This window comes from Rathayibacter sp. AY1E8 (genome assembly GCF_002931415.1).
Classification (GTDB): Bacteria; Actinomycetota; Actinomycetes; order Actinomycetales; family Microbacteriaceae; genus Rathayibacter.
In genome coordinates this window covers 35,136-59,725 of sequence record NZ_PSVI01000018.1, presented here as the reverse complement: position 1 = coordinate 59,725, position 24,590 = coordinate 35,136, and the positions used below count along the sequence as shown (strand labels likewise).

The following is a 24,590-nucleotide window of genomic DNA, read 5'->3' as shown; positions in this document are numbered from 1 at the left end:
GAGCTGCTGTCCGCGCTGAACACCGGGCACGACGGCGGTGCGGGGACCCTCCACGCGAACTCCCTCGAGGACGTGCCCGCGCGTCTCGAGGCGCTCGGGGTCCTCGCGGGACTCGGGCCCGAGGCGATCGCCCGCCAGACGGTCAGCGCGATCGACCTGGTGCTCCACCTCGAGCGCCGCGATGGGCGGCGGCGGCTGGCGGCATTCGGGACGTTCGCGCTCGACGCGGCCGGCCGCCTGAGGGTCGAGGACGGGTCGCTCCCGAGCGCCTCGAGGTCGAGCGCGTGACGGGCCGCGACGGGCTGGACGAGGTCGCGGCCGTCGTGCACCGACTGGCCGTCCTCCTCGCGGCGGGAGTGGCTCCCGCGTCGGCCCTCGGGCATCTCGCGGGGGCGGAGGGGGCGGACAGCGGGGACGCGCGGCGGCGGCGACTGCTCCGGGCGGTGTCGGAGGAGGCCGGCCGCGGGGGCGACGTGACGGAGGCGCTGCTGCGCGGGACGCCGGTTTCGCGGCGGAGCGGCTCGGAGCGGAAGCGGCCGCGACGGCGAGCGCCGGACACCGGTGAGGCGACCGCGTGGGCGGCGCTGGCCGCCGCGTGGCGGGTGGCCGCCGACTCCGGCGCGCCGGTCGCCGCCGCTCTCGGCGAGCTGGCGGAGTCCCTGCGCGAGCTGGCGCGCGCCCGCCGGGACATCGAGGTGGCTCTGGCCGGTCCCTCCGCCACCGGGAGGGTCGTGAGCGCGCTGCCGCTGGCGGCGCTGGGTCTGGGGGCCCTGCTGGGCTTCGACGTGGTCGGCGTGCTCCTCCGCACGGTGCCCGGTGCGGTCTGCCTGGTCGGGGGAGCCGGGTTGATGGCGGCCGCGCACGCGTGGACGCGGCGCCTCGTCCGAAGCGCGGCCCCGGCCGATCCGGCGCCCGGGCTCGCGCTCGACCTCCTCTCGGTGGCGCTGGCCGGTGGCGGCTCGATCGAGTCGTCGCGCGCCCGGGTCGTGGCGGCGCTCGCCGAGTGCGGGCTCGACTCGGGCGAGCGCGTGCTCTCCGACGCGGACCCGGTGCTCGCCCTCTCCGCGGCGGCGGGCGTGCCGGCCGGACGCCTGCTCCAGAGCGAGGCGGCTCTGGTCCGGGCACGGGCGTCCTCCGGGGCGCGGGAGCGAGCCGCTCGGCTCGGCGTGACCCTGATGCTGCCGCTCGGGATCTGCGTGCTGCCGGCGTTCCTGCTGCTCGGAGTGGCTCCGATGGTCGTCTCGGTGCTGCTCTCGACGTTCTCGGTGGCGGCGTGACGCGGTCGACCGCTCCTCCACAGGGGCGGGATCGGGAGGCGTCTCCACGGATCGGCCGGAGGGCCGATCGGCGGGATCGGGAGTCAGCGATCCTCGGAGGAGGGGCACGGAGCGGGGCGGAACGGAGCAGGACACATGAGCAGTGACACGGCGATCAGCGGCGGGGGAGTCTCCCGGAGTCGAGGACTCGGTAGGAGCAGGGATGCGGGAAGTGGTGTGCCCGGAACGAGCCGGGGATCGAGGAGCGGCGGAGGTGCGGCGTCCGGCGGAGGAACGGGCATCGACGTCTCCGCGGGGCGCGTCGAGTGGCGCCGACCCGGGTGGGGAGGTCTCGGCGCTCTGGGCGACGAGGAGGGGTCGGCGACGGCGGAGTACGCGATCGCGACGATGGCCGCGGTCGGTTTCGCCGGGCTGCTGGTGGTCATCCTCAAGGGCGACGAGGTGCGGAGCATCCTGACCGACCTGGTGACCCGCGCGCTCACCGCGGCGGGATGAGAGGCCTTCCGCTGCTGCGCGGGCGGCTCGTCCAGGAGGAGGGCTCGGCCACTGCCGAGCTCGCGCTCGTGCTCCCGGCGGTGGTCGCGGTGCTGGCGCTGTGCCTGGGGTCGGTAGCGGCCTCGGCGCAGTACGTCCGGCTCGTCGACGCGGCCGCCGACGCGGCCCGGTCCGCGGCCCGGGGCGACGACCCCCGCGCGCCGCTCGCCCGGGTGACGGGGTCGTCGCTCACGGCGGGGGAGCAGGACGGACTGGTCTGCGTCGACGTCGCGGCCCGGCTGCACCCGCTCCCGGCGGTCTCGCTCCCGGTCTCGGTCCGGTCCTGCGCGCTGGGCGGGGGCGGATGATCCGCCGGCTCCCCGGGGCTGTCCGCGACCGGGAGGAGGGATCGGCCGCGGTCGTGGCGATCGGAGTCGTCGCGGGCACGATCCTGGTGACGGCCGCCGTCCTCGCCGGCTGCGCAGGAGTCGTCGGGCACCAGCGAGCGGTCGCCGCCGCGGACGCCTCGTCCCTGGCAGCGGCCGACGTCGCCTCCGGCCTGCTGGCCGGGGATCCGTGCGGACGTGCCGCCGCCGTGGCCCGCGCGAACGGCGCCGAGCTCGTCCTCTGCGACGTCGACGGCGGCGTCGCGAGAACGGAGGCGGCCGTCGCCGCGGGTCCGCTCTCCCTCACGGCGCGGTCGAGGGCCGGCCCGCCGCCCTGAGGGCGGAGGCAGCAGCGGGAGTCGCCCGGACCGAGGTGCGGACGACGCCGCGGGAGCGCGTCAGTCGGAGGAGAGTCGCTGGTACCGGTACGCGGCGGCGGTCGGCAGGGCGCCCGCGCCCTCGTCGTGCTCGAGGCCGCCGGCAAGGAGGTAGATGTAGCGGGAGCCCGCCCTCGCCCCGGGGATCTCGAGGCGTGCGGCGGGGGCCTGATCGTCGCCGTATCCCCGGCGGAGGGTCTTGCCCTCCAGCGGTCCGTCGAGGAGCTTGGCCGTGTAGGCGGAGGTCGTGGTGGTGTGCGTCGTTGCCATGCCTCATCATGCGCCGATCGGCGCCGCGCGTCACCCCCGTCGACGGCAGGCCGGGCAGGCGGCTCCGAGGCCGTGTCCAGCGTCCTCCCGAGGTCCCCGTGTCCTCGGGAGGGGGCAGCACGTCCGGGGTCAGTGTGTATGGTGTGCCTGTCGGGCGCCCCCGCCGATGGGGACGCGTCGCCGTTCCCCGCACCACGTCGCCGCGCACCGTCTCCCCGCAGCAGGGGACGTCGGACCACTGGTCGTCCGACCCGACAGCACCAATCGAGGAGAACTGTGTCCGGCACGAAGAAGCTGGTGATCGTCGAGTCGCCGGCGAAAGCCAAGACCATCGCCCAGTACCTGGGCGACGGCTACGAGGTGCTCGCCTCCGTCGGGCACATCCGCGACCTGATCGAGCCGAAGAACCTCCCCCCGGAGCTGAAGAAGGGCCCGCTGGGCAAGTTCTCCGTCGACGTCGACAACGGCTTCGAGCCCTACTACGTCGTGTCCGACCAGAAGAAGAAGACGGTCGCCGACCTCAAGCGCGCGCTGAAGAACGCCGACGAGCTCTACCTCGCCACTGATGAGGACCGCGAGGGAGAGGCCATCGCGTGGCACCTCCTCGAGGAGCTCAAGCCCAAGGTCCCCGTGCACCGCATGGTCTTCCACGAGATCACGAAGGACGCGATCCAGAAGGCGCGCGACAACACCCGGGACATCGACACCTCCCTGGTCGACGCCCAGGAGACCCGCCGCATCCTCGACCGCCTCTACGGCTACGAGATCTCGCCCGTGCTGTGGCGCAAGGTCGGCCCCGGGCTCTCGGCCGGCCGGGTGCAGTCGGCCGCGACCCGCCTGGTGGTCGACCGCGAGCGGGAGCGCCTGGCGTTCGTGTCGGCGAGCTACTGGGACCTCGCCACCGTGCTGGCGCCCGAGTCGGACGCCGCGGCGGGCTTCGACGCCCGCCTGGCCCGGCTCGACGGCAAGCGGATCGGAAGCGGCCGCGACTTCGACGACCGCGGTCAGCTGAAGGGCGACGTCACCGTCCTCGACGAGTCCACCGCCGGTGCCCTCGCCGAGGCCCTGCGGGACCCCGCCACCACGGTCCGGGTCTCGAACCTCGAGTCCAAGCCGTACTCGCGCCGCCCCGCCGCCCCGTTCACCACGTCCACGCTCCAGCAGGAGGCGGCGCGCAAGCTCCGCTTCTCGGCGCGCCAGACGATGAGCGTCGCGCAGTCGCTCTACGAGAACGGCTTCATCACCTACATGAGGACCGACTCGCCCGGGCTCTCGCAGCAGGCGCTGAACGCCGCACGCACTCAGGCCGCGTCCCTCTACGGAGCCGAGACCGTCCCGGACAAGCCCCGCCTGTACTCCGGCAAGAACAAGAACGCGCAGGAGGCGCACGAGGCCATCCGGCCCGCGGGCGAGACCTTCCGCACCCCGGACCAGCTCTCGGGCACCCTCCGCGGCAACGACCTCCGCCTCTACGAGCTCATCTGGAAGCGCACCGTCGCCTCGCAGATGGCCGACGCCAAGGGCTCGACCGCCACCGTGACGCTGCTCGCCGAGCCGGCCGGCGACGTCGCGAAGACCGCCGAGTTCACCGCCTCCGGAACCGTCATCACCTTCCGCGGATTCCTCCTCGCCTACGAGGAGGGGCGCGACGAGGAGCGTCACGGCGCCCGCGACGAGAAGGACGCCAAGCTGCCGGTGCTCGAGGTCGGCCAGAGCCTGGTCGTCGCCGAGGTCGAGGCCAAGGGCCACGAGACCTCGCCGCCCCCGCGCTACACGGAGGCGAGCCTGGTCAAGGCGCTCGAGGAGCTCGGCATCGGCCGGCCCTCCACCTATGCGTCGATCATCTCCACCATCGTCGACCGCGGCTACGTCACTCCGCGCGGCACCGCCCTCGTGCCCAACTGGATCGCCTTCTCGGTGGTCCGGCTGCTCGAGGACTTCTTCTCCGACCTGGTGGAGTACGACTTCACCGCCGAGATGGAGGGCGACCTCGACCGCATCGCCGGCGGCGAGGAGGACCGCGTCGCCTGGCTCAACCGCTTCTACTTCGGCGGAGGCACGCACCCCGGGCTCCGACACGTCGTGGACAACCTCGGCGAGATCGATGCGAAGAGCATCAACTCCGTCCGGATCACCGACGACATCACCCTGCGCATCGGCAAGTACGGCCCCTACCTCGAGGTGGCCCAGGAGGAGGGGCAGGAGACGCCGCGTCGCGTCAACCTGCCGCTCGAGCTGGCTCCCGACGAGCTCACGCCCGCCAAGGCGCAGGAGCTCGTCGACGCCCCGGTGCAGACCGACCGCGTGCTGGGAAGCAACCCCGACTCGGGCAAGACCGTCGTCGTCAAGGACGGGCGCTTCGGCCCCTACGTGACCGAGGTCGATCCGGAGCCGGAGACCACGGCGGATCCCGCCACCGGGGAGGTCGTCGAGCCCGCGCCCGCGAAGCGCGGCGCGAAGAAGCCCGCTGTCGTGAAGCCGCGCACCTCCTCCCTCTTCAAGTCGATGGACGTCGCGTCGATCGACCTGGCGACGGCGCTGCGCCTGCTCGACCTGCCGCGCACGGTCGGCGACGACCCCGAGAGCGGCGAGCCGATCACGGCTCAGAACGGCCGGTACGGCCCGTACATCAAGAAGGGCACCGACAGCCGGTCGCTCACCAGCGAGGACCAGATCTTCGAGGTCGACCTGCCGACGGCGCTCGAGATCTTCGCCCAGCCGAAGTACGGGGCGCGACGCGCGTCGAGCGCGCTGAAGGAGTTCGAGGCGGACCCCGTCAGCGGCAAGCCGATCCGGATCCGCGACGGACGCTTCGGCGCCTACGTGACCGACGGCGAGACCAACGTCACGATCTCCAAGGGCCTCACGATCGAGGAGATCGACTTCGAGCAGGCGGTCCAGATGCTCGCCGACAAGCGCGCGAAGGGCCCGGCCAAGAAGGCTCCGGCCAAGCGCGCGCCTGCCAGGAAGCCCGCGGCCAAGACCACGGCGGCCAAGACCACGGCGGCCAAGACCACGGCGGCCAAGACGACGGCGGCCAAGACGACCGCGGCCAAGACGACCGCGGCGAAGACGACGGCGGCCGCCAAGAAGACGACCGCAGCGAAGAAGCCCGCCGCGCCCCGCGCCACCGCCGCGAGCCGCGCGGCCGCGGCGGCCGCCGCCGAGACGTCGGACGCGACGGAGTCGTGACCGGGCTGTTCGTCACCCTCGAGGGCGGGGACGGCGCGGGCAAGACCACGCAGGCCCGGCTGCTCGAGGAGTGGCTGGGCACGCGGGGCGAGACCGTCGTCCGCACCCGCGAGCCCGGAGGCACCGAGGTGGGCCTGCAGATCCGCGAGATCGTTCTGCACCACCGCGGCGAGATCGACCCGCGGGCCGAGGCCCTGCTCTACGCGGCGGACCGCGCCCAGCACATCGGCACGCTCGTGCGACCGGCGCTCGAGCGCGGAGAGGTCGTCGTGCAGGACCGCTACATCGACTCCTCCGTCGCCTACCAGGGAGCCGGGCGGGTCCTCGACGCCGTCGAGGTCCGGCGGCTCTCGGAGTGGGCCACCCACGACCTGAGGCCAGACCTCACCGTCCTGCTCGACCTCGACCCCGCCGTCGCGCGGGGCCGGCTCGACGCGGCCCGCACCCGCTTCGACCGGCTGGAGGCCGAGAAGGCGGAGTTCCACGGGCGCGTGCGCGAGGCGTTCCTGGCGATCGCCGAGACGGACGCCGAGCGCTTCCTCGTCGTGGACGCCGCTCTCCCCGTCGAGGAGATCGCGGCCGCGGTGCGGGAGCGGGTCGCCGTCCTCCTCGACGGCGCGTCGGCTGTCGGTGCTCGCGGTTAGCCTGGTTGCATGACCGTCTGGAGCCAGCTCGTCGGGCAGGAGCACGCCATCGGCGCCCTGCAGGACGCCTCGACGCCCCGGGACGACCGTGGCCGGGAGTCGTCGTCGATGACGCACTCCTGGCTCATCACCGGCCCTCCCGGGTCCGGCCGCTCGAACCTCGCCTACGCGTTCGCCTCCGCACTGCTCTGCCGCCACGGCGGCTGCGGGGAGTGCCCCGACTGCCGCCAGGTCGCCGCCCGCTCCCATCCCGACCTCGCCGTGCTGACCACCGAGCGCGTGATCATCTCGATCGACGAGGTGCGGCGGCTGGTCAGCAGCTCGCAGTACTCGCCCTCGGTGTCGCGCTACCGCGTCATGGTCATCGAGGACGCCGACCGGATGAGCGAGCGCACGTCCAACGTGCTGCTGAAGGCGCTCGAAGAGCCGCCGGAGCGCACGGTCTGGATCCTGTGCGCCCCGAGCGAGGCCGATCTGCTCCCCACCATCCGCTCCCGCGTCCGCTCCGTGCGGCTCCGCGTGCCGAGCGTCGAGGACGTCGCCGGTCTCCTCGAGCGCCGCGACGGGGTCGACCCCGAGACCGCCGAGCGCGCCGCCCGCCAGGCTCAGAGCCACATCGGGATGGCGCACCGCCTGGCGACCGACGCGAACGCGCGCGAGCGGCGCGAGGAGACGCTCCGCATCGCCCTGCGCCTCCGCGGCGTCTCGGACGCGGTGCTCGGCGCGGCGCGGATGATCGAGGTCGCGACCGAGGACGCCAAGGCGATCACCCTCGAGCGCGACGAGGCCGAGCGGCAGCAGGCGCTGCGCTCGCTCGGCGTCGAGCCCGGGGGCACCGTGCCCGCGCAGCTCCGCTCGCAGCTGCGGGCGCTCGAGGAGGACCAGAAGCGACGCGCGACGCGGAGCCTCCGCGACGGCCTCGACCGGATCCTCGTCGACCTGCTCTCCCTCTACCGCGACGTGGTGCGCCTCCAGCTCGGAGCGCCCGGAGGCGTCATCAACGAGGAGGTCCGGACCGAGATGACCGCGCTCGCCGACGCGACTCCGCCCGACCGCACGCTCGCCGTCCTCGACGCGATCGCGACCGCCCGGCAGCGGATCGACGCGAACGTCTCCCCGGTCCTCGCTCTCGAGGCGCTGCTCGTCGTCGCGGCGCGCCGTCCGGTGGCCGCGTGAGGCGGGGGCGCCGTTCGGCCGTCGTCGTCGCGCTCGTCGCGGCCGCGTCCCTCCTGACCGGCTGCTTCGCGCCCGGCCCGAGCGTCGACCGGACCTCCACCCCCTATCCGCAGACCGTCGACGACTCCCTGGAGCGCTACTACTCGCAGGTGCTGGTCTGGGACGACTGCGGCGACGGCGCTCTCTGCACCGACGCGACCGTCCCGCTCGACTGGGACGACCCCTCGGGGGAGATCGCGTCGATCGCTCTGGTGCGCCGACCCGCGACGAAGGGCCCGGCGATCGGGTCCCTGCTCGTGAATCCGGGCGGACCGGGAGCGTCGGGCGTCGACTTCGTCCGCGACAGCGCCGACTACGCGGTCGACTCCGCGCTCGCCGCCCGGTACGACGTCGTCGGCTTCGATCCGCGCGGGGTGGGCGCCTCCACCGCGGTCTCCTGCCTCGACGCCGCGGGGCTCGACTCCTACCTCTACGACATCACGCCGGGGGAGCGGGGCAGCGACGAGTGGATCCAGGCGCAGCGCACGACCGCTGCCGCGTTCGCCGCCGCTTGCGAGGAGCGTAGCGGGCCGCTGCTGCCCGAGGTCGGCACCCCGAGCGCCGCCCGTGATCTCGACGTGCTGCGCGCGGCGCTCGGCGACGAGACGCTGCACTACCTCGGCTACTCCTACGGCACGTTCCTCGGAGCGACCTACGCCGGGCTGTTCCCGGACCGGGTCGGCCGCCTCGTCCTCGACGGCGCGATCGACCCGGCGGCCACCTCGTTCGACGTGGTGCGCGAGCAGGCGAAGGGGTTCGAGAGCGCACTGCGCGCCTACCTCTCCGACTGCCTCCGCTCGGACGACTGCCCGTTCACCGGCACTGTCGACGCGGGGATGGCCCAGCTGAAGCGCATGCTCGAGGACGTGGACGCCTCGCCGATCCGGGCCGCCGACGGCCGTGAGCTCGGCGCGAGCACGCTGTTCACCGCGATCGTCTACCCGCTCTACGACGCCACGGCGTGGGGAGCGCTGAGCGAGATGCTGGCCGGCGTGCGCCGGGGCGACCCCGCGGTCGCGTTCCAGTACGCGGACGCCTACAACGGGCGCGACGCGGACGGCCGGTACGCGGACAACACCACCGAGGCGTTCCTCGCGATCAACTGCGTCGACTACTCCTACGACGCCGACACCGCCTCGATGCGCGCCGACGAGGCCGCTCTCGAGCAGGCCGCGCCGACCATCGGCCGCTACATGGCCTACGGCGACATCCTCTGCAGCGAGTGGCCGGCGGCGTTCGAGGGCTCCCGCGAGCCGATCACCGCGGAGGGCTCGGCGCCCATCCTGGTCGTGGGCACCACGAACGATCCCGCGACGCCCTACGTGTGGGCGCAGGCACTCGCGGGCGAGCTCTCCGCCGGACACCTGGTCACCTACGACGGCGAGGGCCACACGGCCTACAACAAGTCGACGTCCTGCGTGAACGACGCGGTCGACGCGTACCTGCTCGAGGGGACGGTCCCGGAGGTGGACCCGAAGTGCTGACCGAGCAGGAGCGGTCCCGCGAGCAGCAGCCCGGGCTCCGCGAGCGCAAGCGCCTGGCCACGCGGCGGGCGATCGAGATCGCCGTCCTCCGCCTCGCTAGCGAGCGCGGGCCGGAGCGCGTGACCATCGACGACGTCTCGCGCGCCGCCGACGTCTCCACGCGCACCTTCTTCAACTACTTCGCCTCGAAGGAGGACGCGCTGGTCGGCGGGCTCCCGGTCATCGCCGACGAGACGGCGGCGTCGTTCGTCGCGGGCCGGGGCGCCGTGCTCGAGGACCTGCAGCGGGTCTTCGTCGCCGCGATGGAGGAGCCGCTCGAGGAGGACCGGGAGCTGCACGTCCTCCGCCGCGCGCTCTTCCGCGAGCACCCGCATCTGGTCGGTCTGAAGATCGCGGGCATGCGCGAGTTCGAGCTCGCGGTCGAGGGGCTCGTCGCCGAGCGTCTCGGCCAGGAGGACGACGACGCGGAGCGGGTGCGCAGCCGGGCGCGGATGCTGACGCTCCTCGGGCTCGCCGCCGTCCGCCACGCCTGGGCGGCCTGGGTCGATCACGACGGCCGGGAGGCCCTGCCCGGACGCATCGCCCGCTCCTTCGAGGAGCTCCGCGTCGCGCTCGCCTGAGCCGAGCGCGGCGGTCGCCGCCGCCGTCGCGGAGCCTCTGCTCGACCGCGCCGTCCTGATTCACGCCCGGGGGCGCGAGCAGGCTATGCTGTGTAATCGTGTCCGGGGCTCAGGCCCCGCGTGCACGCCGCCTTAGCTCAGTCGGCAGAGCGTCTCACTCGTAATGAGAAGGTCGTGGGTTCGATTCCCACAGGCGGCTCCCTCTCCCGTCATCCGCGACGTCCCGGCCGGATCCGCGAGTTCCCGGCCTCATCCGCGGCGTCCAGGTCGCGTCGAACTCGCGTCGCTACCCTGTTGCGGATGACCGACACGCCTCCTCCCCGCCGTCGCCGCACTCTCGTGGTCGCTGCGGTGCTCGTGGCCGCCGTGCTCGGTGGCGGCGCCTTCGGCGTGGGGACGGCCCTCGGCAGCGCCGCGGAGCCCGGGGCGCTGCCCGTCGCCTCGACCCCGACCGCCACCGCGACTCCCACACCGACGCCGACGGCCACGGCGCGGCCCACCGCCGAAGCGGCGGCCGAGGCGCTCCGCACCTGCTCGGTGGCGGGGCTCGCCGCCGACCCGCGCCTGGGCTCGATGCAGGCGCGTGTGGTCGACGCCGCGACGGGCGAGGTCCTGTTCGACCGCGGGGGCGGGACCGCGTCCCGCACCGCCTCCGCCCTCAAGATCCTCACGGCCGCGTCGGCGCTCGCGGTCCTCGGCCCGGACACGCGCATCGCCACCACCGTGGTCCGCGGGAGCGAGCCCGGAAGCGTCGTCCTCGTCGGCGGGGGAGACCTCACCCTGACCCGGCTCCCGACCGGCCGGGAGTCGACCTACGCCGGAGCGGCCCACCTCGACGATCTCGCGGCGCAGGTCGAGAGCGCCTGGGAGGCCGACCCCTCCACCGCCGGGACGCCGATCACGTCGCTGGTGCTCGACTCCTCCCTCTACTCGGGCGAGACCTGGCAGCCGAGCTGGAACCGCAAGGAGCAGGTCGACGGCTACATGCCCGAGATCACGGCGCTCCAGGTGGACGGCGATCGCGAGGACCCCACGGCCTCGACCTCCGAGCGCGGCACGGATCCGGTCGGCCGGGCCGGAGAGGCGTTCGCCGACGAGCTGGACGGCTCGCCCGTGGTCTCCACCGGGACGGCTCCCGCGGGCGCGGCGGTTCTCGGCACGGTGGAGTCGGCCCCGGTCGGCACGCTCGTGCAGCAGATGCTGCTCGTCTCCGACAATGCGATCGCCGAGATGCTCGCGCGACTCGTCGCGATCCGCACCGGCGCGGGCAGCGACTTCGCTGCCGAGCAGGCCGGTGTGCTGCAGGGGCTCGCCGGTTACGGCGTCGACACGTCCGGGATCGCGATCGTCGACGGCTCCGGCCTGAGCGACGACAACGCGGTCGCGCCGGCGTACTTCACCGAGCTGCTCCGGAAGGTGCAGGCCCGCGAGGGGCAGCTGGGGATCCTCCTGGACGGCCTGCCGGTGTCGGGCCGGACGGGCTCGCTCTCCTACTCCGACCGCTTCGCCGGCGACAACGCCGCGGCCGACGGCGCGGTGCGGGCGAAGACGGGCTGGATCGACACCGGCTACACCCTGGCCGGCGTGATCACCGCGGCGGACGGCACCGAGCTGACCTTCGCGGTCTACGCTCTCGGCGACGTCTCCGACTCGGCGAAGACCGCGATCGACACTCTCGTGACGGGCGTCTACCGCTGCGGATCCTCGCTCTCCGACTCCTGACCCGGACGGGTCGGCCGCCCGCTCCTCCTCTCCACCTCCTCCTCTCCACCTCCTCCCGGAAGGCCCACGATGACCACCGCACTCCTGATCGTCGACGTGCAGAACGACTTCACCGAGGGCGGCGCGCTCGCCGTCACAGGCGGCGCGGCCGTCGCCCAGGGCATCACCGCGCATCTGGCGGCGCACGCCGACCGGTACTCCGCGGTGCTGGCCTCCCGCGACTGGCACGAGGGCGACTCCGACAACGGCGGCCACTTCGCGGTGGAGCCGGACTTCGTCGACAGCTGGCCCGTCCACTGCGTCGCCGGCACGGACGGCGCGCGGTTCCACCCGGCCCTGGACACCGCTCGGATCGACGTGCAGATCCTCAAGGGACAGGGCCGTCCCTCCTACTCGGCCTTCGAGGGCACGACGGAGGCGGGCGAGGAGCTCGGCGCCGTGCTCGCGGAGCGGGGCGTCACCGCGCTCGACGTCGTGGGACTCGCGACCGACCACTGCGTGCGCGCCTCGGCACTCGACGCGCGACGGGCGGGGCTCGAGGTCCGCGTGCTCGAGGACCTGGTCGCGGGCGTCTCCGAGGAGGCGAGTGCCGCGGCGCTGCGCGAGCTCACGGAGGCGGGAATCCGCGTCGAGCGGTCCGTCTGAGGGCTCGTCCCTCCACAGGGCTCAGGGAGGCGCAGGTCCTCGCGGCTCCCGGCGACACCGCCCCCGGAGCGATTGCCCGTCCTACACTGGGAGGACGAGAAGCTCCTCCTGGCGCGGTCTGCGCGCTCCGATCCGAAGAAGTGGTTCCCTCCTGTGACTGATTCCGTCGCGTCCCGCGCCGCCGAGACCGCTCTGCTCGCCCGCATCCCCACGCAGCTGCTGATCGGCGGTGAGTGGGTGGACGCCTCAGGCGGCGGCTCGATCGACGTCGAGGACCCGGCCACCGGAGCGGTCCTGGTCTCGATCGCCGACGCGACTCCGGAGGACGGGGTCCGGGCGCTCGACGCCGCCGTCGCCGCCGGTCCGTCGTGGGCCGCGACGGCGCCGCGGAAGCGGGGCGAGATCCTCCGGCGGGCGTTCGACCTCCTGCAGGAGCGCACCGAGGAGTTCGCGCTCCTGATGGCGCTCGAGATGGGCAAGCCGGTCGCGGAGGCGAGGGGCGAGGTCGTGTACGGCGGCGAATTCCTCCGCTGGTTCAGCGAGGAGGCGGTGCGCATCAGCGGACGCTACGGAGTCTCGCCCGAGGGCAGCGGCCGGATGATCGTCTCGCAGCACCCGGTGGGCACCTGCTACCTCATCACGCCCTGGAACTTCCCGCTCGCGATGGCGACGCGGAAGATCGCTCCGGCGCTGGCGGCGGGCTGCACCGTCGTCGTGAAGCCGGCCGAGCTCACTCCGCTCACCACGCTCGCCTTCGCGGCGCTGCTCGCCGAGGCGGGGCTCCCCGACGGCGTGCTCAACGTGGTCACCACGTCCTCGGCGGGAGCCGTGTCGGCTCCGATCCTGTCGGATCCCCGCCTGCGGAAGGTGTCCTTCACCGGCTCCACGCCCGTCGGGCGCACGCTGCTGAAGCAGGCCTCCGAGAACGTGCTGCGGACCTCGATGGAGCTGGGCGGCAACGCGCCCTTCGTCGTGTTCGAGGACGCCGACCTCGACCGGGCGGTCGAGGGCGCGATGCTCGCGAAGTTCCGCAACATCGGCCAGGCCTGCACGGCCGCCAACCGCTTCTTCGTGCACGAGTCGATCGCCGAGGAGTTCGCGGCGCGGATCGTGGGGCGCGTGCGCGCTCTGCGCGTCGGCCGCGGCACGGAGGACGGAGTGACCATCGGCCCGCTGATCGACGAGCGCGCGGTCGAGAAGGCGTCCGCGCTGGTGGAGGACGCCGTCTCCCGCGGCGCGCGCCTGCTCACCGGCGGCGATCGGATCGAGGGGGCGGGCCACTTCTACCGGCCGACCGTGCTCGCGGGGGTCGACCGGGAGAGCGAGATCCTGCGCACCGAGATCTTCGGCCCGGTCCTCGCGATCGTGCCGTTCACCGACGAGGACGACGCCGTCGCGCTCGCCAACGACACCGAGTACGGACTGGTGTCCTACGTCTTCACGCGCGACCTCGCCCGCGGTCAGCGGATGATCGAGCGGCTCGCCACCGGGATGATGGGCCTCAACGTCGGCGTGGTGTCGAACGCGGCGGCGCCCTTCGGCGGGGTGAAGCAGTCGGGCCTCGGCCGCGAGGGCGGACTCGAGGGGATCCACGAGTACCTCAGCACCAAGTACACGCTCACCCCCGACCCCTTCGCCTGATCCGGTGGAGCGGATCGAGGTCACCGCGCTCGACGACCCGCGGCTGCGCGACTACGCGCACGCGACCGACGTCGCGCTGAAGAACGCCCGCGGCCCGCACGGCCTGTACATCGCGGAGTCGGCGCTCGTGCTCGAGCGCGCGATCGCCGCCGGGCACCGGCCGCGCTCGGTGCTCGCCCTCGGCGGGTCGGCCGGTGAGGCCGAGCGCCTGGTCGGTCGCTTCGACGTCCCCGTCTTCACGGGCCCGGGTGAGCTCCTGGCCGAGCTCACCGGGTACACCCTGCACCGCGGCCTGATCGCGGCGCTGGACCGGCCCGTGCTGCCCGACCCGGCCGGCCTGCTCGCGGGAGCGCGCCGCGTCGTCGTGCTCGAGGACGTGGTCGACCCGACCAACGTCGGCGCGATCTTCCGCTCCGTCGGGGCCATCGGAGCCGATGCGGTGCTGGTGACGCAGCGCTGCTCCGATCCGTACTACCGCCGCGCCATCCGCGTGAGCATGGGAACGGTCCTCCAGGTGCCCTGGACGCGCGTCGGCGACTGGCCGTCGACGCAGCGGCTCCTGCACGGAGCTGGTTTCACGATCGCGGCGATGGCTCTGACCCCGGAGGCGGTGCCCCTGCGGGACTTCGCCGCCCGCGCTCCGGAGCGCGTCGCCCTCGTGCTCGGCACCGAGGGGCAGGGTCTCACCGCCGAAGCGCTCGCCGCCGCCGATGTCGCCGTCCAGATCCCGATGCGGCACGGGATCGACTCGCTCAACGTCGCTGCGGCGTCGGCGGTCGCGATGTGGGCGCTCGCCGAGCCCTCCTGAGAGGCGCGCCTGTGCCCCGTTGGGGGTGCCACTGAGACGTGAGAGCGCGCCCAGCGCTCGCCGGAAGCATCGACTGCGCTACCGTGGCCGCACTCCTGCCCGCAGCCGTCACGAACGAGGTCGTCCATGCTCCTGCGCACGACGCTCCGCCCGCCCGTCGCGCTGCTCGTCGGAGTCGCGCTCACACTGAGCCTCACCGCCTGCTCCGGTCCCGCCGCGGAGGTGCCGGACGGGTCCGTGCGCGACTCGGGCTCCGTCGCGACCGCCGCCCCGGCGCCCACCGGCACAGCCGATCCCGAGAGCGGCGCGCGCATGACCCGCCTGATCAGCGACTGCCTCGCCCGCTACGGCCTGAGCGACCGGCCGCCGCTCGCGGGCCCGCTCGCGGAGGAGGAGGTCCGCCTGGCGGCGCAGCGCGCCCGTGACGCCTACGACGCCACCCTGACCGACTGCTCGGCGCAGGCGCTCGCGTCCGGAGAGCCGAGCAGTGATCCGACGGGGGAGCCCGGCAGCGAGCCGACCGACGAGCCCGACGCCGACTCCACCCCCGCTCCGGCGGGCTGACCGTGCGACTCGAGGGGACGTCCGCGCTGATCGCGGGGGGAGCATCCGGACTGGGAGCCGCGACGGCGACGGCGCTCGACGCCGCAGGAGCGCACGTGGTCGTGCTCGACCTGCCGCACGCGGTGGAGGCCGCGCGTCTGCCCGCCTCCGTGCAGCTGATCGCCGGGGACGTCCTCGATCCGGACGCCGTCTCGCGCGCCGTGGCGGCGGCGGGGGAGCTGCGCGTCGCCGTGAGCTGTGCGGGCGTGGCCACACCCGGGCGGCTGCTCGGACGCGACGGGCCGCTGCCGAACGAGCAGTTCGACCAGGTGCTGCGGATCAACACGACCGGGACGCTCAACGTGCTGCGCCTCGCCGCGGCGTCGATCGCCGAGCGGGAGCCGATCGATGGGGAGCGGGGAGTCCTGGTCACGACCGCCTCCGTCGCCGCCTTCGAGGGGCAGATCGGACAGGCGGCCTACGCCGCGTCGAAGGGAGCCGTGGCGGCGATGACCCTGCCGCTCGCGCGCGAGCTCGCGGCCCGGCTCGTGCGCGTGGTGTCGATCGCACCGGGCACGTTCGACACGCCCCTGCTCGCCGGGCTGCCGGACAGGGCCCGCGAGGCGCTCGGCTCGGCGACGCCGCATCCGGCTCGCCTCGGACGCCCCGAGGAGTTCGCGGCCCTGGTGCGGCACATCGTCGAGAACCCCATGATCAACGGCGAGACCATCCGGCTCGACGGGGCTCTGCGGCTGCCGCCGCGCTGAGGGACGAGCGGGCGCAGGCTGCCGGTCGAGACGTGCGGGCGTCTCGACACGCCGCTGCGCGGCTGGTCGACCGGCATGAGGCGGCGGCGGTCGCGAGACGCCGCTGCGGCGTCCGTCAGACGAGCAGCTGGTGCTTGGCGAGGTCCCGGTAGAGCGGCGTCGACTCGACGAGCTCGGAGTGGGTGCCGACTCCCACGACCTCGCCCTTCTGCAGCACGACGATGCGGTCGGAATCGACCACCGTCGACAGGCGGTGCGCGATCACCAGCAGGGTCCGGTTCTCGGCGACCGCGTCGATCGCCAGGCGCAGGCGCTGCTCGTTGAGTCCGTCGAGGCTCGACGTGGACTCGTCCAGCAGCAGGATCGGCGGGGCCGCCAGGAGCGCGCGGCCGATCGCGAGGCGCTGACGCTCACCGCCCGAGAGCATCACTCCGCTCTCGCCCACCGGCGCGTGCAGGCCGAGCGGGTTGCGCTCGAGCACGTCGGTCAGGTTCACCGCCTCGAGCACCCGGAGGCAGTCGGCGTCGTCGGCGTCGGGGCGGCCGAGGACGAGGTTCTCGCGGATGGTGCCGGCCAGGACCGGGGCGTCCTGCTCGACGTAGCCGATCTGCGCGCGGAGCGCGTCGCGGTCGATGGCCGTGATGTCGACACCGCCGAGTCGGACGACGCCGGCCTCCGGGTCGTAGAACCGCTCGATGAGGGCGAGGATCGTGCTCTTGCCCGCTCCCGACGGCCCGACCAGGGCGGTGCGCTTGCCGCGCGGCACGGTGAAGGAGACGCCGCGCAGGACGGTGCGGTCGCGCTCGTCCGCTACGGCCGCCGCGTCGGGAACGGCGCCCTCCTCGTAGGAGAACACCACGTCCTCGAAGGAGATGGCCTCCTCCGCCACGCCGGCGCCGAGGCCGCCCGCGGAGGCGTCGCCGTCGCCCTCGATCGGCAGATCGATGATCTCCTGGATGCGGCCGAGGGCGCCCAGCGCCGAGTTCACCGAGGTGATGGCGCCGATGAAGTTGCCGAGCGGCATCACCATCATGAAGAGGAAGAGGATGAACGAGACCAGCTGGGCGATGTCGATCGCGCCGGACGCGACGCGGTAGCCGCCGACGCCGAGGACGGCGAGGAAGGCGACCTGCATGGCGATCCCGGCCACCGGCACCACGAGGGCCGAGACGTGCGCGACGCGGATCCCGAGGCGGTACGCCTCCGTCGCGTGCTGGTCGACGACCGCGATCTCGCGATCGGTGGCTCCGGCGGCACGGATCGTCCGGACGGCGCTGATGGCGCGCTCGACGGCCGCGGCCAGATCGCCGACCTTCTCCTGGGCCTTGCGGCTGGCGGTGCGGATGCCGCGGCCGAGGGTCAGCGCGAGCCCGAGGGCCACCGCCACCACCGCCACGATGATCAGCAGCAGCACCCAGTCGATGACGGCCATCGCGATGATCGCGCCGACGAAGACGAGGGAGCCCGCGATCGAGTCGACGAGCCCTTGGGTCAGCACCGCGCGCAGGAGCGTGGAGTCGGAGCCGACGCGCGAGACGAGGTCGCCGGTGCGGCGCGCGTCGAACTCCCGGATGGGGAGGCGCAGCAGCCGCGCGACGAGGCGGCGGCGGCTCGAGAGCACGATCCCCTCGCCGGTGCGCTGGAGCAGGTAGTGCGCGAAGCCCGAGATCAGCCCGGAGGCCACGACCAGGCCGACGAGGGCCCACACCAGCGGGCCGAGATCGAGACCGGACTGGACCCGGGTGATGACCTGGCCGACGAGCAGGGGCTGGCCGAGGCTCGCCGCCGCTCCGAACAGGCTGAGGACCACGACGACCGAGAGGATGCCGCGGTGCTCGAGCAGGTAGGGCACGAGCTGCGAGAAGGAGGCGCGGGGTCCGTCGTCGCGGGAGGGTCGTCGTCCGCCGCGCCGGGAGGTGGTGGTGCTCATCGCCGTCCATTCTGCCCCGTCGTCGCTGCGAGCAGGCCGCCAGAGGGCGGGCCCGGTGCTCAGGGAGGGAGCGGAGACGCGGACGGCCCGCCGGGGGATCCCGTCGGGCCGTCCTCTGCAGGGAGTCCTACGAGACGTTGTCGTGGTACGACGCGTTCTTCGTCTCCTTGGAGAGCAGGAGCGCGATCAGCGTCAGCACGGCCGCGGCGCTGAGGTAGAGGCCGACCAGCACGGTGCTGCCGCCCGCCGCCCTCCACAGCGCGACCGCGATGATCGGCGCGAGGGCCGCTCCGAGGATCGATGCGAGGTTGTACGCCATCGCCGAGCCGGTGTAGCGGACGTTGGTCGGGAACAGCTCGGGGAGGACGGCGCCCATCGGGCCGAAGGTCAGGCCCATCAGCGTGAAGCCGAGGATCAGGACCGCCATGACGCCCGCGAAGCCGGCGCTGAACAGGGGCACGAAGAGCAGGCCGAAGACGAGGATCGCCGCGGTCACCACGAGCAGCGTGCGCCGGCGGCCGAAGCGCTCCGCGAGCGGGCCGGAGACGAGCGTGAAGATCCCGAAGAACACGACGCCGACGATCAGCATGACGAGGAAGTCGTTGCGCGTGTAGCCGAGGCCCGGAACCGCGCCGTCGACGGGCGAGGTGCCGTAGGTCAGCGTGAACGTGGTCATGAGGTAGAAGAGCACGTAGGTCGCCAGCATGATGAAGGTGCCCAGGATGAGCGGGCGCCAGCTGGTGACGAAGACGCGGGCGAGGGGCAGCTTGGCGACCTCGCCCTTCTCGACGACCTTCTGGAACGCGGGCGTCTCGACGAGCTTGAACCGCACGTAGAGCCCGATGATCACGAGCACGGCGCTCGCCAGGAACGGCACGCGCCAGCCCCAGGCCGCGAACGTCTCGTCGCTCATCGTGCTCGCGAGCACCAGGAACAGGACGTTGGCGACGATGAAGCCGATCGGTGCGCCCAGCTGCGGGAAGGTGCCGTAGATGGCGCGCTTGCCGGCCGGTGCGTTCTCGGTCGCGAGCAGCGCGGCTCCGGACCACTCGCCGCCGAGGCCGAGGCCCTGGCAGAAGCGCATCACGACGAGCAGGAACGGAGCGAGGAACTCCCAGCCGGGCGTGAGCGCGGTGGGCAGGCAGCCGATCAGGAAGGTCGCGACGCCCATGGTGAGCAGCGAGGCGACGAGGGTGCCCTTGCGGCCGACGCGGTCGCCGAAGTGGCCGAAGATGATCGACCCGATCGGGCGCGCGATGAACGCGACGCCGAAGACGGCGAAGGAGGCGAGGAGGGCCGTGGCCGGGTCCTCGTTGACGAAGAAGAGCGACGGGAAGACCAGGACGGCGGCGGTCGCGTAGGCGTAGAAGTCGTAGAACTCGATCGAGGTGCCGATGAGGCTGGCGAGGATGACGCGGCCGCGGGAGTTCTGCGGGGCGGCTGCTGGCGCGTCGGAGACGGCGGGAGAGGACATGAGGGAGGGGCTCCGTGTGGACGGCGACTCCCCCTGAGCCGGCGGGGCGGGGCGTCGATCGGGCGTCGCGGACCGCTGGGGCGAGGGGGAGGAGAGAGGGGTCGCTCGTGACGACCCGACCACTTTACTCCGTGTTCTCCCAGGTTCGTGTGCGGGCGGCCCCAGGACGGGGGCCGCCCGCAGTGGTTCAGCTGCGCAGCGAGCGGAGGAGCAGAGCGGTCGAGACCGCCGCCTCGGCCGCCTCGCGCCCCTTGTCCTCCTTCGAGCCGGGAAGGCCCGCGCGATCGATGCCCTGCTGCTCGGTGTCGAGGGTGAGCACGCCGAAGCCGACCGGCTTGCCCGTCAGGATCGAGACGGTGGTGAGCCCGGAGGTGGCGGCGTCCGAGACGTACTCGAAGTGCGGGGTGCCGCCGCGGATGATCACGCCGAGGGCGACGACCGCGTCGGCCCCCGCCTCCAGGGCCGCCTTCGAGGCGACGGGCAGCTCGAACGAGCCGGGCACGCGCACGAGCGACCAGGACGCTCCGGCCTCGTCGAGGGCTCGGCCCGCTCCGGCGATCAGACCGTCGCTGATCTGCTCGTGCCAGGTCCCCGCGATGACGACGACGCGCAGTCCCGCGCCGTCGAGAGGGGAGGTGGTGGGGGCGCCGCTACCGGCCATTGCTACTCCTTCGTGGTGGCGCCGGCGATCCCGGCGTCGAGGGCGAGGCCGGAGATCCCGGCGTCGAGGGGGTCGTGGTCGAGGACGCTGTCGAGGGTGTGGCCCATGCGGTCGCGCTTGGTCTCGAGGTAGCCCTCGTTGAAGGCGCCGACCCCGACGACGAGCGGCACGCGCTCGGCGACGACGATGCCGCGGTCGGTGAGCTGGCGGACCTTCTCGGGGTTGTTGGTGAGCAGGCGCACCTCGGTGAGGCCGAGGTCCTCGAGGATCCCGACCGCCGCTCCGTAGTCCCGCGCGTCGGCGGGGAGCCCGAGGGCGAGGTTCGCGTCGAGGGTGTCGAGTCCGTCCTCCTGCAGGCGGTAAGCGCGCAGCTTGTTGATCAGGCCGATGCCCCGGCCCTCGTGCCCGCGGAGGTAGACGACGACGCCGCCGTCCCGCTGGATCGTGTCGAGGGCGGCGTCGAGCTGGGGTCCGCACTCGCACTTCAGCGAGCCGAACGCCTCGCCGGTCAGGCACTCGGAGTGCACGCGCACCAGTGCGGGCCGCCCCGCGGCGACCTCTCCCGCGAGGATCGCGACGTGATCCGCTCCGGTCTGCCGGTCGCGGTAGGCGCGGATGCGGAACGGGCCGTGGGTGGTCGGCACCGTGGTCTCGACCTCGAAGCTCACCCGCGCGCTCTCCGGGACCGCGACCGTGACGGGCACCTCCGCGTCGCAGTGGAACTCCTGCAGGTACGCGATGAGGGCCGCGACCGTGGTCACCGGCACGCCCTCGCGCTCGCCGAGAGCGATCAGCCCGGGCAGCCGCATCATCTCGCCGTCCTCGGCGACGATCTCGGAGATCGCGCCCACGGGGTACAGGCCGGCGAGCTTCATCAGGTCGACCGCCGCCTCCGTGTGCCCGTCGCGCTCGCGCACGCCGCCGTCGACGGCGCGCAGCGGCAGGATGTGGCCGGGGCGGTTCAGGCGGGACGGGGTCGCCTCGGGGTCGGCCAGCACGCGGAGGGTGTGCGCGCGGTCGGAGGCGCTGATGCCGGTGGAGAGCCGGTCGGCCGCGTCGACGGACAGCGTGTAGGCGGTGCCGCGCGGGTCCTCGTTCTCGACCACCATCAGCGGCAGGGCGAGGCGGTCGGCGATCTCGTTGGTCATCGGCGCGCAGATGAACCCGGAGGAGTGGCGGACCATCCAGGCGATCGTCTCCTGGCTGGCGAGCTGGGCCGAGACGATGACGTCGCCCTCGTTCTCGCGGCCCTCGTCGTCCGCGACGATGATCGGGCGCCCGGCGCGCAGCGCCTCGACGGCCTCGGGGATGGTGGCGAGGCTCATGAGCGGGCCTCCGCGATCGAGCGCAGCGCGAGCATCCGCTCGACGTGGCGGGCCAGGACGTCGGTCTCGATGTTGACCTGATCGCCGATCGCGCGCGCGCCCAGCGTGGTGACGGCGAGCGTCTCGGGGATCAGCGAGACCTCGAACCACTGCTCCGGCTCGGCGGCGGGGCTGATCGCCGAGACGGTCAGCGAGACGCCGTCCACCGCGATCGAGCCCTTGTCGACGACGAGCGGAGCGATGCCGGTCGGCAGCGAGAACCGCAGCACCCGCCAGGCCTCGCCCGGTGCGATGGCGAGCAGCGTCGCCGTGCCGTCGATGTGGCCCTGGACGATGTGGCCGCCGAGCCGGTCGCCGACCAGCGCGGCGCGCTCGAGATTCACGGGGTCGCCGACGCCCACGGTGTCGAGGGTCGACATCCGCAGGGTCTGCGCCATGACGTCGGCGGTGAAGCCCTCGTCCGTGTGCTCGACGACGGTGAGGCAGACGCCCGAGACCGCGATCGAGTCGCCGTGCCGCACGCCCTCGACGGCGAGGGGCCCGCGGATGCTGAGGCGGATCGCGTCGGCGCCCGCCTCGACGGCGGTCACGACGCCCTTCTCCTCGATGATTCCGGTGAACATCAGTGGGTCTCCATCTGCAGGGCGTGGGGGAGGCGGGCCGGGGTGCCGGCACCGCCCGCGGGGAGGACGTCGGGGCGCGCGGTCACGAGGAGGTCGTCGCCGAGGATCTCGACCGAGTGGAGGGAGAGGCGCCGGGCCCCGCCGATGCTCTCCACGCCGAGGTCGCCGAGCGCGAGGCGGGGGCCGCCGAGGAGCGCGGGCGCGAGGAACACGAGGTACTCGTCGACCAGTCCGGCGGCGACGAGCGCGGAGGCGAGGGTCGGTCCGGCCTCGACGTAGACGCTGCGGATCTCGGCGGAGTAGAGGTGCGCGAGGACCGCGGCGAGGTCGCGGGTGCGCTCGACCACGACGGCGCGGGGGTGCTCGTGCAGGCGGGCGCCCGGCGGCACGGGGCGCGTGCCGACGACGACGGGCACCGGCTGGTGGGCGAGGAGCTCGCCTCCGTCGCCGCGGGCGGTGAGCGCGGGATCGTCGGCGAGGACGGTCCCGGTGCCGACGAGGATCGCGTCGTGCGCGGCACGCTGCTCGTGCACGCGCTGCCGGGCCGCCGCTCCGGTGATCCAGCGGCTGCTGCCGTCCGCCGCCGCGGTGCGGCCGTCGAGGGTCGAGGCCCACTTGAGCGTGACGAAGGGGCGGTGCAGGCGGGTCGCGGTGAGCCACGGGTGGAGGAACTGCTCTCCCTCCTCGGCGAGCACGCCCTCGATCACCTCGACGCCGGCCTCGCGGAGGGTGCGACCGCCGCCGGCCGAGCGCTCGCCCGGGTCCGGCACGGCGTAGACGACGCGGGAGACGCCCGCCTCGATCAGGGCGCGGCTGCAGGGACCCGTGCGCCCGGTGTGGTCGCACGGCTCGAGCGAGACGACGGCCGTCGCGCCCTCGGCGGCGCCCGCCGTGACGTGCGACAGGGCGTCGACCTCGGCGTGCGCGGTGCCGGCTCCGTGGTGCCAGCCCTCGCCGAGGACGGTGCCGTCGGGCGCGAGGATCACGCAGCCCACGCGCGGGTTGGGTCCGCGGGCGGGCCCGCGCTCGGCGAGCGCCAGCGCCCGGCGCATCGCGTGCTCGTAGTCGATCGTCATTCCCGGTTCTTCCGTTCGTCGCCGAACTCCGGGGTCTCGATCGACGGTGCGCGGGCACCGTCGCTCAGCATCGCGCGGTGGTGCGCGACGCTCGTGCTGCCTCTCCTCCGGACTTTCACCGTCGGTCCTGGAGTTCCACCAGGTCAACCGCCGCCCCTCTCGAGGGGCTGCGGCTCGCGGACTGTGACCGCCGGTTCGGAATTCCCACCGACCCCGGAGCACGTGCTGTCCGGTCAGCCTACCCACCCGCCGCCCGGCGGGAGCCTCCGCGCGTCACACTCCCGGCGCACGGTCGGCTGGCGCGGGGCGGGCGGCGCTCGGACGCAGGGGCCGGGTCGCGCTCGTCGAGTCCCGCGCGGCGGAGGACGCCCGGCTCAGTGCCGGTGCTCGTCCACCCAGCGCGGGAAGGGGTCCGCGTACTCCGCCCAGGCGGCGGGGCCGGCCAGCAGCTCCTCGGGGGTGAGCAGGCAGCTCTGCAGGACGGCGGTCAGCCTCCCGGTGTCCAGGCCCGTCCCGAAGAAGGCGAGCTCCTGGCCGAGAGGCGCGTCCTCGTCCCAGCTGAGCAGGCTGGTCGGGTCCAGCGTCAGCACGTCGCCGGCGACCGACCACGAGCCGACCCGGTCGGCGCGCGTCGCCAGGCGCACCAGGCCGCGGGAGCGGAGGATGCGGCCCACCTTCTCCGCCACCAGCTCCCCGTGGACCGCCGTGCTCAGGCGGCCGGGGTGGAAGGGCAGCGGATCGCGGAACACGAACTCCTCGACGGTCGTGCCCGAGGCGCGGCGCCGCGAGGTCCCGTTGAGGGCGCACTGCCAGCCCATCGAGGAGGCGATCGCGTGCGCGCGCCGGGGGTGGAGCCTCCGTGGCGCCGCCGGGAGCTCACCGGCGGGGAGGAGATCGGCGGTGGGGGCGAGTGCTCGCAGGAGGTCGCGGACGAGTGCGGTCCGCTCGGGGTCGCTGTCGGAGAGGGGCTCGGCGAGGGCGATGAGGCTCGAGAACTCCAGGCGGGCGGCGAGGCGCTCCGCCGAGTCGAAGGAGGGGCCCGCGCCGCCGCAGAGCACGCGCAGGATCTCCTCCGTCGACGTCACGGCGACCACGTCGAGGATCGCGATGCGGGTGTCGGCGGGATGCCGCTGCGCGCAGAGGTGCTCGAGCACGAGTCCGATCTCGAGCGGGTCGGCCTGGCCATCGAGGGCGACGACCGTGTGACCGCGGTGGCCGTCGTCGGCGTCGGCCGCGAGGCGCCGGTGGAGCTCCTCGGCGAGAGCGGGACCGTCGGCGCCGGGCGGATCGACCTCGAGGTCGATCCGGGACTCGGGCCTGCCGGCGAGGAATGCGGCGGTCCGCCCGGCGTCGCGGGGGTCGGTCGCGCTGACGAGGGTGACGGCGAGGACGGGGGGTGCGGGGTGGTGGGGCTCCATGGACCGCTACTCTATCGA

At 73.7% G+C, this 24,590-nt stretch carries 24 protein-coding genes, 1 tRNA gene and 1 riboswitch; of the genes, 17 read left to right on the top strand and 8 right to left on the bottom strand.

What is annotated here, in order from left to right:
- The 5 genes from C5C74_RS07480 to C5C74_RS07460 all read left to right on the top strand — a co-directional run.
- A partial coding sequence (locus tag C5C74_RS07480; RefSeq protein ID WP_181134663.1) for an ATPase, T2SS/T4P/T4SS family occupies window positions 1-288 on the top strand: 288 nt, incomplete at its 5' end.
- Window positions 285-1,277: a type II secretion system F family protein gene (locus C5C74_RS07475; protein ID WP_104351251.1), complete on the top strand. Its 993-nt coding sequence runs from the start codon at window positions 285-287 to the stop codon at window positions 1,275-1,277. The genes C5C74_RS07480 and C5C74_RS07475, both read left to right, overlap by 4 nt.
- 216 nt (window positions 1,278-1,493) lie before the next feature.
- Window positions 1,494-1,772 carry a DUF4244 domain-containing protein gene (locus C5C74_RS07470; RefSeq protein WP_244229600.1) on the top strand — a complete coding sequence of 93 codons (279 nt, stop codon included), beginning with the start codon at window positions 1,494-1,496 and terminating at the stop codon, window positions 1,770-1,772.
- Window positions 1,769-2,119 (top strand): TadE family type IV pilus minor pilin, encoded by a 351-nt coding sequence (locus C5C74_RS07465; protein ID WP_104250598.1) that lies wholly within the window; start codon window positions 1,769-1,771, stop codon window positions 2,117-2,119. The genes C5C74_RS07470 and C5C74_RS07465 overlap by 4 nt, the downstream gene beginning before the upstream one ends.
- Entirely contained in the window at window positions 2,116-2,475 is a 360-nt protein-coding gene (locus tag C5C74_RS07460; RefSeq protein WP_104222195.1) for an Rv3654c family TadE-like protein, read from the top strand. The genes C5C74_RS07465 and C5C74_RS07460 overlap by 4 nt, the downstream gene beginning before the upstream one ends.
- 60 nt (window positions 2,476-2,535) lie before the next feature.
- On the opposite strand, the gene C5C74_RS07455 is transcribed toward C5C74_RS07460, so the two are convergent.
- The gene (locus C5C74_RS07455; protein ID WP_104222197.1) at window positions 2,536-2,784 is read right to left on the bottom strand and encodes a hypothetical protein; all 249 of its coding nucleotides are present in this window, start codon (window positions 2,782-2,784) and stop codon (window positions 2,536-2,538) included.
- A gap of 276 nt (window positions 2,785-3,060) precedes the next feature.
- Here C5C74_RS07455 and topA point away from each other — a divergent pair, with 276 nt between their 5' ends.
- The 12 genes from topA (at window position 3,061) to C5C74_RS07395 (ending at window position 16,065) form a co-directional block, all read left to right on the top strand.
- Window positions 3,061-5,976: a type I DNA topoisomerase gene (topA, locus tag C5C74_RS07450; protein ID WP_104250600.1), complete on the top strand. Its 2,916-nt coding sequence runs from the start codon at window positions 3,061-3,063 to the stop codon at window positions 5,974-5,976.
- The gene (gene tmk, locus C5C74_RS07445) at window positions 5,973-6,620 is read left to right on the top strand and encodes a dTMP kinase (RefSeq protein ID WP_104267511.1); all 648 of its coding nucleotides are present in this window, start codon (window positions 5,973-5,975) and stop codon (window positions 6,618-6,620) included. The genes topA and tmk overlap by 4 nt, the downstream gene beginning before the upstream one ends.
- Window positions 6,621-6,629: 9 nt before the next feature.
- Window positions 6,630-7,796 (top strand): DNA polymerase III subunit delta', encoded by a 1,167-nt coding sequence (locus tag C5C74_RS07440; protein WP_104222203.1) that lies wholly within the window; start codon window positions 6,630-6,632, stop codon window positions 7,794-7,796.
- Window positions 7,793-9,319 carry an alpha/beta hydrolase gene (locus C5C74_RS07435; RefSeq protein WP_104222205.1) on the top strand — a complete coding sequence of 509 codons (1,527 nt, stop codon included), beginning with the start codon at window positions 7,793-7,795 and terminating at the stop codon, window positions 9,317-9,319. The genes C5C74_RS07440 and C5C74_RS07435 overlap by 4 nt, the downstream gene beginning before the upstream one ends.
- Entirely contained in the window at window positions 9,313-9,939 is a 627-nt protein-coding gene (locus C5C74_RS17340) for a TetR/AcrR family transcriptional regulator (protein WP_181074884.1), read from the top strand. Before C5C74_RS07435 ends, C5C74_RS17340 begins: the two co-directional genes overlap by 7 nt.
- Before the next feature lie 126 nt (window positions 9,940-10,065).
- A tRNA-Thr gene (locus C5C74_RS07425) sits at window positions 10,066-10,138 on the top strand.
- Window positions 10,139-10,239: 101 nt separating this feature from the next.
- A complete protein-coding gene (gene dacB, locus C5C74_RS07420; protein WP_146083021.1) occupies window positions 10,240-11,661 on the top strand; it encodes a D-alanyl-D-alanine carboxypeptidase/D-alanyl-D-alanine-endopeptidase in 1,422 nt (473 codons plus the stop codon).
- A 69-nt stretch (window positions 11,662-11,730) separates the two neighbouring features.
- Window positions 11,731-12,306, top strand: a complete 576-nt coding sequence (locus C5C74_RS07415) for a nicotinamidase (protein WP_104233726.1) — start codon at window positions 11,731-11,733, stop codon at window positions 12,304-12,306.
- A 153-nt stretch (window positions 12,307-12,459) separates the two neighbouring features.
- Complete coding sequence (locus C5C74_RS07410; RefSeq protein WP_104222211.1) at window positions 12,460-13,947, top strand: NAD-dependent succinate-semialdehyde dehydrogenase; 1,488 nt, start codon at window positions 12,460-12,462, stop codon at window positions 13,945-13,947.
- A 4-nt stretch (window positions 13,948-13,951) separates the two neighbouring features.
- Complete coding sequence (locus C5C74_RS07405; protein ID WP_104324229.1) at window positions 13,952-14,755, top strand: RNA methyltransferase; 804 nt, start codon at window positions 13,952-13,954, stop codon at window positions 14,753-14,755.
- 126 nt (window positions 14,756-14,881) lie between these two features.
- The gene (locus C5C74_RS07400; protein WP_104324228.1) at window positions 14,882-15,319 is read left to right on the top strand and encodes a hypothetical protein; all 438 of its coding nucleotides are present in this window, start codon (window positions 14,882-14,884) and stop codon (window positions 15,317-15,319) included.
- A gap of 2 nt (window positions 15,320-15,321) precedes the next feature.
- The gene (locus C5C74_RS07395; RefSeq protein ID WP_104351249.1) at window positions 15,322-16,065 is read left to right on the top strand and encodes an SDR family NAD(P)-dependent oxidoreductase; all 744 of its coding nucleotides are present in this window, start codon (window positions 15,322-15,324) and stop codon (window positions 16,063-16,065) included.
- 115 nt (window positions 16,066-16,180) lie between these two features.
- On the opposite strand, the gene C5C74_RS07390 is transcribed toward C5C74_RS07395, so the two are convergent.
- The 7 genes from C5C74_RS07390 to C5C74_RS07360 all read right to left on the bottom strand — a co-directional run bounded on the left by C5C74_RS07390 (window position 16,181) and on the right by C5C74_RS07360 (window position 24,572).
- Entirely contained in the window at window positions 16,181-17,995 is a 1,815-nt protein-coding gene (locus tag C5C74_RS07390) for an ABC transporter ATP-binding protein (protein ID WP_104233721.1), read from the bottom strand.
- 127 nt (window positions 17,996-18,122) lie between these two features.
- On the bottom strand, window positions 18,123-19,469 hold the full coding sequence (locus tag C5C74_RS07385) for an MFS transporter (protein ID WP_104222221.1): 1,347 nt from the start codon (window positions 19,467-19,469) through the stop codon (window positions 18,123-18,125).
- Between the two features lie 187 nt (window positions 19,470-19,656).
- Window positions 19,657-20,130, bottom strand: coding sequence for a 6,7-dimethyl-8-ribityllumazine synthase (gene ribH, locus C5C74_RS07380; protein WP_104222223.1), 474 nt, complete (start codon window positions 20,128-20,130; stop codon window positions 19,657-19,659).
- A 2-nt stretch (window positions 20,131-20,132) separates the two neighbouring features.
- Window positions 20,133-21,455, bottom strand: a complete 1,323-nt coding sequence (gene ribA, locus C5C74_RS07375; RefSeq protein WP_104222225.1) for a GTP cyclohydrolase II — start codon at window positions 21,453-21,455, stop codon at window positions 20,133-20,135.
- Window positions 21,452-22,078 (bottom strand): riboflavin synthase, encoded by a 627-nt coding sequence (locus tag C5C74_RS07370; protein WP_104283886.1) that lies wholly within the window; start codon window positions 22,076-22,078, stop codon window positions 21,452-21,454. Before C5C74_RS07370 ends, ribA begins: the two co-directional genes overlap by 4 nt.
- Window positions 22,078-23,154, bottom strand: a complete 1,077-nt coding sequence (ribD, locus tag C5C74_RS07365) for a bifunctional diaminohydroxyphosphoribosylaminopyrimidine deaminase/5-amino-6-(5-phosphoribosylamino)uracil reductase RibD (RefSeq protein ID WP_258064117.1) — start codon at window positions 23,152-23,154, stop codon at window positions 22,078-22,080. Before ribD ends, C5C74_RS07370 begins: the two co-directional genes overlap by 1 nt.
- A gap of 91 nt (window positions 23,155-23,245) precedes the next feature.
- Window positions 23,246-23,378, bottom strand: a riboswitch (FMN riboswitch).
- A 150-nt stretch (window positions 23,379-23,528) separates the two neighbouring features.
- Complete coding sequence (locus tag C5C74_RS07360) at window positions 23,529-24,572, bottom strand: GTP-binding protein (protein WP_104351248.1); 1,044 nt, start codon at window positions 24,570-24,572, stop codon at window positions 23,529-23,531.
- Window positions 24,573-24,590: the final 18 nt, after the last annotated feature.

Coding starts and splice junctions, on each gene's coding strand:
- C5C74_RS07390 (WP_104233721.1), bottom strand. CDS start 17,995: ATGAGCACCACCACCTCCCGGCGCGGCGGACGACGACCCTCCCGCGAC.
- C5C74_RS07455 (WP_104222197.1), bottom strand. CDS start 2,784: ATGGCAACGACGCACACCACCACGACCTCCGCCTACACGGCCAAGCTC.
- C5C74_RS07385 (WP_104222221.1), bottom strand. CDS start 19,469: ATGTCCTCTCCCGCCGTCTCCGACGCGCCAGCAGCCGCCCCGCAGAAC.
- C5C74_RS07415 (WP_104233726.1), top strand. CDS start 11,731: ATGACCACCGCACTCCTGATCGTCGACGTGCAGAACGACTTCACCGAG.
- C5C74_RS07370 (WP_104283886.1), bottom strand. CDS start 22,078: ATGTTCACCGGAATCATCGAGGAGAAGGGCGTCGTGACCGCCGTCGAG.
- C5C74_RS07460 (WP_104222195.1), top strand. CDS start 2,116: ATGATCCGCCGGCTCCCCGGGGCTGTCCGCGACCGGGAGGAGGGATCG.
- C5C74_RS07440 (WP_104222203.1), top strand. CDS start 6,630: ATGACCGTCTGGAGCCAGCTCGTCGGGCAGGAGCACGCCATCGGCGCC.
- C5C74_RS07360 (WP_104351248.1), bottom strand. CDS start 24,572: ATGGAGCCCCACCACCCCGCACCCCCCGTCCTCGCCGTCACCCTCGTC.
- ribH (WP_104222223.1), bottom strand. CDS start 20,130: ATGGCCGGTAGCGGCGCCCCCACCACCTCCCCTCTCGACGGCGCGGGA.
- ribD (WP_258064117.1), bottom strand. CDS start 23,154: ATGACGATCGACTACGAGCACGCGATGCGCCGGGCGCTGGCGCTCGCC.
- ribA (WP_104222225.1), bottom strand. CDS start 21,455: ATGAGCCTCGCCACCATCCCCGAGGCCGTCGAGGCGCTGCGCGCCGGG.
- dacB (WP_146083021.1), top strand. CDS start 10,240: ATGACCGACACGCCTCCTCCCCGCCGTCGCCGCACTCTCGTGGTCGCT.
- C5C74_RS07465 (WP_104250598.1), top strand. CDS start 1,769: ATGAGAGGCCTTCCGCTGCTGCGCGGGCGGCTCGTCCAGGAGGAGGGC.
- C5C74_RS07400 (WP_104324228.1), top strand. CDS start 14,882: ATGCTCCTGCGCACGACGCTCCGCCCGCCCGTCGCGCTGCTCGTCGGA.